We start from the raw sequence: 7,017 nt of genomic DNA on the forward strand, positions 1-7,017 counted from the left end.
GGTTGCAGTATTACAATAATGAAAGAACCCACACAGGAAAGCACTGTTTTGGAAAAACACCGATGCAGACCCTACTGGACAGCAAATATTTGGCTGATGAAAAAATGTTGGATTTACAATCCGATAAAATTGTACCTTTATTAGAGGCAGGTAAAGCGGAAACAGGCTCTGGTGGAGACCAACCTGTCAGGAATAACCTGTCCGACGACTGGAATGGTCAGGGGGCTCGTTTGGAGCCCCTAAACCAAAATTATTCCAAGAGTCAAAATGCCTAAAAAAACTCTTAACTGTCAGACGAAATCGTAGCTATTACACTTTAGAATGGCACAAAACTATCTTAGTGGGGCAACTTCACCGCAAATCAATGCTTTTTTAGCTGCAACGGGGTGGAATCTTAAGAAAATGATGAAGCAATTAAAAAACGAAGTCGAATTATTATTGTTTTATATTTTTAATCCCGTTTTGACTCGCTTTTTTTTGAAAAAGAAACTGAGTTGATAAGGAGTGACTAAATAGAGGTGCTCTTTTGCCCTTGTTAAGGCAACATAAAATAGCCTTCTTTCTTCTTCTAGAAGTGTATTATACTCTGTTTTTTTGATGACGTGATATATCTTATCCTGCATCCAAGGATCAGGAAACCCTCCAGGGGCTGAGTTTAATCCTAGGATAAATACCACCTTTGCCTCTAGTCCCTTTGCTGAATGTATAGTTTTGAATTGAACTTTAACGCCACTTTTTTCTAGGGATTTCTGAATAGAAGTCTTCATAGCACTACGCCTATAAAGAATTAATATTTCATCGGCATTTATTCCTTCTCCTAAGTGTTTTTGAATTTTTTCCCAAATAAAACTATTTGTTTCAGCTTCAAGCTGGGCATAATTCACTTCAATTTTGGGACCTCCTTTTTTGACGGCTGACATGTCTTTGGAAACCTGAAAGCGATTCTTTTTTATTATTTCATTCGAAGCTTTGACAATTGGGTCCGTACTCCTGTAATTTAGGTTTAGTGTAATAATTTCAGGTTGCTTAAAGTGTTCTTTGAAATTTACAATGAAGTCTATTTCAGAGCCTCTAAAACCGTAAATACTTTGCCAATCATCTCCTACACAAAACAATTGTGAATCTTTACCGACTAAATATTTTAAAAATGCTACTTGTTGATTGTTTACATCTTGAAATTCATCAACCAAAATATATTTATATTGTTTTTCGTATCTATTTCTAATAGTATTATGTTCTTTAAAAAGTTTTAAAGAATACTTTATAAGTCCATCAAAATCTAAATATGAACGGTCTACACAATAGGCATCGTAGCCTTTAATAATGGGTAGGACTATTTTATAGAAGAGACGAACGCGTTCATGCTTGCTTTTAGAAGCTTCTTCAGAAATTTCTACAATACTTTTATTAGAAGCATTTATGGCACCCTTAACGTCTAGTACTAACCGGAAAAACTTGTTAAGCTCTTTTTTAAATCCTCCAAATTCTTCATGATAATTTAATACCGTAGCGGAAGAAAGGTCGTTAGAAATTCTTCCTTTTATTACCTTATCTAGCATTTGATTAAATACCGCTGAATTATGCGTGGCTTTGTCAAATGTCTTTATGCACGTCATACCTCCTTTTTTGAGCTCCATTTCTTTCCAGAAAGTAGGATGACTTAATTTACTAACATGCTCTAGATAGATATTTGCGGAGGGTATGAAGAAATCGGGGTGGAAATTACTATTTGATATGCGTTCTTTTAGTTCGTATTTATAGTCAATATTGTTTCGAAATAACCAATCTGCAATATATTGTTCTGATTTTGAGCGAACTTTTTCACCTTTTAAGGTGGTGAAAAATAATCCCTCTGGACGAAACTCTAAACTTCCTTGGTCTTCTTTGATATTATCTACAAAATAATCTAAGATGTATCGTTTTAAAGCAATTAGAAAATCCCTTTTTTCAGACATTTTGATCGCTACTTTTTGAATTATTTCAGATTCATTTTCTGGCGCGGTATTACCAAAAAAATCGGCAGAATTATCTCTGTGCGAATGAACAATTTTAAATTGATTATCGTAAACATTCACACCTTCGTCCCGCATAATCTGATAACAAAGGCCATGGAATGTTTTCATGGTAATTTGATTCAACCAAGGATACTTGTGTAGCATCTTTTTGCGCTCCTGATCTTTTTCCTTTTTAGTTAAACCATTTGTTTCCATTACCTTTTTATAAAAACCGGTTTTATCTGCCGCTAAAATCATACGATCTATCATTTCATTGGCAGCATTCTTCGTATAAGTTATCGCCAGAATACTCTTTGAATCGGCTTGGACATCATTGATTAAGTAGTTGATCTTTTGAAGCAATGTATTGGTTTTTCCAGAACCGGCTCCTGCAAGGACGAGCACTCGATTTTCTCGTGAGAGCACTGCTTTTCGTTGCTGATCGTTTAATGGGCTTAAGTCTGTTCGTGTGTGAATAGTATTCATAAGTTCGGTTTGTTTTGAGATAAACACTTTATAAAAGAAAATAGGATGATTGTAAGTGACGTTAGTAGATTTTTCATTTTTAAGAATGAAGGCTAGGTTATGTATATACTCTACTTTAACGCAGTTTTATAGAAATTATTGAATCAAACTTTTAGTAGCATAGAATTGGAATACTCCTATAATGAGAACGATATGTCCAATATACCGTTGCAAAACTTACGAAGTAGGCGGCGGACTTATTATGGAATTTGTGTTTTCTGGTCATCTTTACTTTTTTTAATTTGGACTGCTTACTCTTGCCGGCACGAGCGTGACGCTCGCGCTAGCGAAAGGTCTTTTAAAAGAAAATAAATCCTCTTCTGATGTCTTTTTTTTAGTAATGATAGGTTTTTGGGTTGCTTAGGAAATAGCTCTTTTATTTTTTTGAAGATAAATAATTAATTAGGGCTAAGTATTTAATAAACAGGAATAAAAACTATGTTATTGAACTTGGAATAACTCCAGGTAATTCTAATAAGTTTCAATTTGTCGTCCTAGGACTAAAAGAGGCAAAAGTAAACTGCAGTATGCCCCTAGGCCCTCCTAGCCCACGTTTAAAGCGGGGTACGCTGTTTTATGGCCTATAAATAAGGCCCAACGAATAGCTGTGGTAGCCAGGAGGTGGACGGTTTTTGGTAGTGTAGCTCACAAACCCTGTTTTTGGTGGAACCTTTGCTGTTTTCTTTTTGTGTTTTCATTAAAAAACGATACTTTTATAAGTATCTGATATTCAATAGTCCTATTGATGTCTTTTCTGTGCTATACGGCGGTTTTACAATCTTTTTTATACCGCATATAGTAATCAGTTGTGATGGTTACTTGCTACCCCTCTACGCTTGTTGGGAATAATGCTATTCCAATTTTTATATCTCTTATATCCTTTAAGGTTTTCGTTTAATTAAAAAATGTACTCATGAAAAAGTTATCTTTTTACAGTGTCCTATTTTTATCCCTGTTGTTTTTGACGGCTTGTAGCAAGGAGTCCGTAGCTACAGAGGTTCCCATGGTCAATGAGACCGCCACTAGTAAGGCCAATTCCAATAAAGTCACCGCTACCGACGGCTTTACCACCCCTCTTTTTGGCCTCGCTACGGCACCTAACGGCGACATTCTGGTGGCAGACGGCGGGGCGGGAATTGCCAATGCTGCCGGGACCACAACCATACCCTTGCCCGGGATTACCGATATTGCCCCGATCGGAACCGGTTCTATGTGGGCGATCACCGGCGCCATTGGTGGGCCAGATGGTGCTATTATCAATACCGGCCAGGGGCTGCATCGTGTTTCTAAAGGGAAAAGCAGACTGATTGCCAACCTGTTCGAATATGAGGAGGCCAACGATCCTGATGGGGCAGGGGTAGACTCCAATCCCTTTGGCGTGGCTTCCCTTGGCGGCAATGCCGCCTTGGTCACGGATGCCGGGGGCAACGATCTGCTGCGCGTAGATAACCAAGGAAATATTGAGCTTTTGGCCGTTTTCCCCGATGAGCTGGTATCTACGGCCAACCTACAAAGCCTGGTAGGCTGTCCTAATCCAGATTTCCAATTCATTTGCGATACAGCCGAGATGCCTGCCCAGGCCGTTCCTACAACAGTGGTGGTAGGTCCGGACGGTTATTACTATGTAGGCGAGCTGAAAGGGTTTCCGGCCCCGGCGGGGGAATCTAATATCTGGCGGATTTCACCCAATGCCTCGGAAGCCGACTGTGCTAGCAGCCCGGACTGTATGAAGCTATTGGACGGTGGATTCACCTCTATTATCGATATGGCGTTTTGTGCGGACGGAAAGCTGTACGTCGCCGAATTGGATGAACAAAGCTGGTTTGCGGTGGAGGTCCTTGGTGGCGGTATAGGCGGTAGGATCAGCGCCGTAGATCTTGAAACCCTGGAGGTCCAAGTGGTGGCTACGGGAATCATGGGGCTTACAGGGATTACCTTTGGAAAAGATGGCAGCCTATGGGCCACCACCAATTCCCTGAACCCAGCCCTCGCAGAAGTTATAAAGATCGAAATGTAGTTTTTGACTAGAATCACTTAATAAGCCATGGCTACCGACGATATGCGATACAATTTGTGGCATTCATCTCTGTCTTAATGGTAGTTCTAAAATAGAAGATCCCTCCAGCCTTACTTTTTGGCGTGGGGGGATTTTCCTTGGTAAGCTTGCTATTAATTTTATTCAATGTCAGTACTATCCTTATAAAAACTGCCATAGGGTTCAGGATATGGTACCTTTGGCTAATGCCGAAATTTATTATCTAATGGTTTAAAGATGCGTCTTTGAACGCCCCGGTAACTATTTAATTTTATCTATGGTAAGTTGATTTTCCCTAGCGCCTATATCATTCTTATAAAGGTTGTAGAGTACGTTCCAAAAATCATTGTTGATGGCATCGCCATGTCCAAAACCGTTAAAATGGGCTCCTGCTCCCAACGCATGGCCAAATTCGTGTATGGCAACCTCTAGGCTTGCTGTACATTTAGAAGAGGAAAGGTGCACATATAGTACGGTGTTGATGGTGCCGTTTTCGGAATAAAAGGAAGTAGGGTACGAGGTGGTTCCTATGTTTTTGGAGACCATGCCACAAGAGTTTTTATCTACCACACCCCCTGGTCCCATAGCGGTGCCCTCACTGATAATAAGTCCCCTCGTAATTTCATCATTCGGAACATCGGCAATGCTTGTCCTGTCGAACATAGCAACCCCCATGACCTCCTCTATTTTATCCATGGCTTGTATAGCCAGGGCATTGTTATTGGTCTTTACAGGGATGAGGCCTTCGGTTTCAACATCCCATCGTTTTAGGTGTCTTGCAGCGATACCGTTCCAAGGAAACGTATCTCCATAAAGATTGGTGATGTTCATATTATTGATAATTCCCTCTTCATTAACCGCACGCTCATTGCTCTCACAGGCAAAAAGTAAAAAGCAAACTCCTAGAAAATAAAGTTTTGATGTCATTCTTCGTGTTAAGATTTAGATGACCGGCAAACATAGATTATTGAAAATAATCTCACAATTTCTTAGTTGCGTAAAATATGGTTCAAGGTGTTTTTATGTGTTGTGTAGCATTAGGAGCCAATTCCCAGCTAAGGGGGCGCTAGTACTTGCGGAGAAGACAGCAGTGCATGAATAGCCTATTTTTTCACCTTGTCATACTGTGACAGTATTTTGTTTAAGGTACTTTTTTTTACCTTTAAAACGGAGCCATGTCTTGTTCCTTCCGGGAATACTATGTCATCGGAGATATCCTTCCAATGAATTAGATCGGAAGAGCTAACAGCCCCCATTTTGTGGTTCGTATACCGATCAAAATAAACGATCCATTCCCCCTTAATTTTAATACTTGTGGGGCCTTCCACCCAATTGGAGGTGATGGGTTCGGATGGCGCGGAATAAGGGCCTGTTAGATCTTTACTTGTTGCAATACGAATATTTTTTTGGGGATTGGGGAGTAGGGTTTCATCCTTTAAAAACATAAGATACCCCTGATGGTTCTTATTAATATTGGCATCAATGACATTAAACCCTTGGTCATAAAATAGTTTGGTATCCGTAAATTTCACAAAATCTTTGGTCGTGGTATAATACATTCTATGGTTGTACCCGTCATCGCCCAAGGCATCCGTTTCCGGAAACCGTCCTGAAATGGTGGTGGCCCAATAAAGTATATATTCTTTTGACTTTTCATCGTAAAACAGTTCTGGTGCCCAGCAATTTCTCGCTGCTGCTTCATGTTGCATCACCGGAAGAAACTTTTGCTCGGACCAATGAATTAAATCTGTCGAGCTCGCATACCCAATTCCCTTTTCCTTCCAACTTACGGTCCACACCATATGGTATTTGTTGTCGCCCCCAAGAATAATACAAGGGTCGCGCATTAGTTTATCATTTCCCACGGTGGGTTGTAAAACGGACGCATCCTTATTAATGGCTGTCCATTGTAAGCCATCCTCACTGTAAGCAAGGTGCAGACCATCTTGGCCATTGTCCTTAAAATAAGAAAACAGATAGCGGTCGGTCTCCTTCTCTGCGCATCCAAATACGAATAGCAAGCTTAGTAATAGGGTATAATTTTTCATGCTGTTATCTATACTGTTTTGTGCGTTTCCCTGCGGGCCGGGCTATCCGCTGCAAGTCCTCCCTCGTTCCTCGCTGCGGGCTTTTCACTGCTATCCCTAACGCTGGGATTTGGTTGCTCCGCTAGCGAAAGGTATTCCTGAAGGAAAACATATCCTCTTCTGACGTTTATTTTAATTTGTTATAGGTTTTTGGGGTGCCTGGGAAAGGCAGGTTTTTATATTTTTTGAAGATAAATAATTAATGATCTGTACGCAAGGACATATTATAAAAACGGTATAGTCCAACGGTGGAAATGAAATTCTCTTTAAGGATTGCTTACCGCTAGCGCTCGTGCCGGTCCTGTTTTTCGTTCCATTTTAGCTATCGGTATCATCATAACATTCCCAGGTTCATGTTGTCATTATCTATTTTTAA

At 40.1% G+C, this 7,017-nt stretch carries 4 protein-coding genes and 1 pseudogene; 2 read left to right on the plus strand and 3 right to left on the minus strand.

Annotated features, from left to right (window positions below):
- Window positions 1-110 (plus strand): annotated as a pseudogene (locus tag BUA16_RS18350) (IS481 family transposase); the annotation flags it as partial.
- Window positions 111-443: 333 nt separating this feature from the next.
- On the opposite strand, the gene BUA16_RS03440 reads toward BUA16_RS18350, so the two are convergent.
- Window positions 444-2,480, minus strand: coding sequence for an ATP-dependent helicase (locus BUA16_RS03440; RefSeq protein WP_072763251.1), 2,037 nt, complete (start codon window positions 2,478-2,480; stop codon window positions 444-446).
- Between the two features lie 952 nt (window positions 2,481-3,432).
- On the opposite strand from BUA16_RS03440, the gene BUA16_RS03445 reads away from it, so the two are divergent.
- Window positions 3,433-4,536, plus strand: a complete 1,104-nt coding sequence (locus BUA16_RS03445; protein ID WP_072763252.1) for a ScyD/ScyE family protein — start codon at window positions 3,433-3,435, stop codon at window positions 4,534-4,536.
- Between the two features lie 279 nt (window positions 4,537-4,815).
- Here the strand turns inward: BUA16_RS03445 and BUA16_RS03450 are convergent, their stop codons facing one another.
- A complete protein-coding gene (locus BUA16_RS03450; protein WP_072763253.1) occupies window positions 4,816-5,481 on the minus strand; it encodes a hypothetical protein in 666 nt (221 codons plus the stop codon).
- A gap of 176 nt (window positions 5,482-5,657) precedes the next feature.
- Complete coding sequence (locus BUA16_RS03455) at window positions 5,658-6,602, minus strand: glycoside hydrolase family 43 protein (protein WP_072763254.1); 945 nt, start codon at window positions 6,600-6,602, stop codon at window positions 5,658-5,660.
- Between the last annotated feature and the right edge of the window lie 415 nt (window positions 6,603-7,017).

Origin of the sequence: Arenibacter nanhaiticus (assembly GCF_900141935.1) — a bacterium.
In the GTDB taxonomy this organism is placed as follows: domain Bacteria; phylum Bacteroidota; class Bacteroidia; order Flavobacteriales; family Flavobacteriaceae; genus Arenibacter; species Arenibacter nanhaiticus.

What these genes read in the sequence shown, in the direction of transcription:
- BUA16_RS03450 (WP_072763253.1), bottom strand. Translation starts at nt 5,481, where the DNA reads ATGACATCAAAACTTTATTTTCTAGGAGTTTGCTTTTTACTTTTTGCC.
- BUA16_RS03440 (WP_072763251.1), bottom strand. Translation starts at nt 2,480, where the DNA reads ATGAATACTATTCACACACGAACAGACTTAAGCCCATTAAACGATCAG.
- BUA16_RS03445 (WP_072763252.1), top strand. Translation starts at nt 3,433, where the DNA reads ATGAAAAAGTTATCTTTTTACAGTGTCCTATTTTTATCCCTGTTGTTT.
- BUA16_RS03455 (WP_072763254.1), bottom strand. Translation starts at nt 6,602, where the DNA reads ATGAAAAATTATACCCTATTACTAAGCTTGCTATTCGTATTTGGATGC.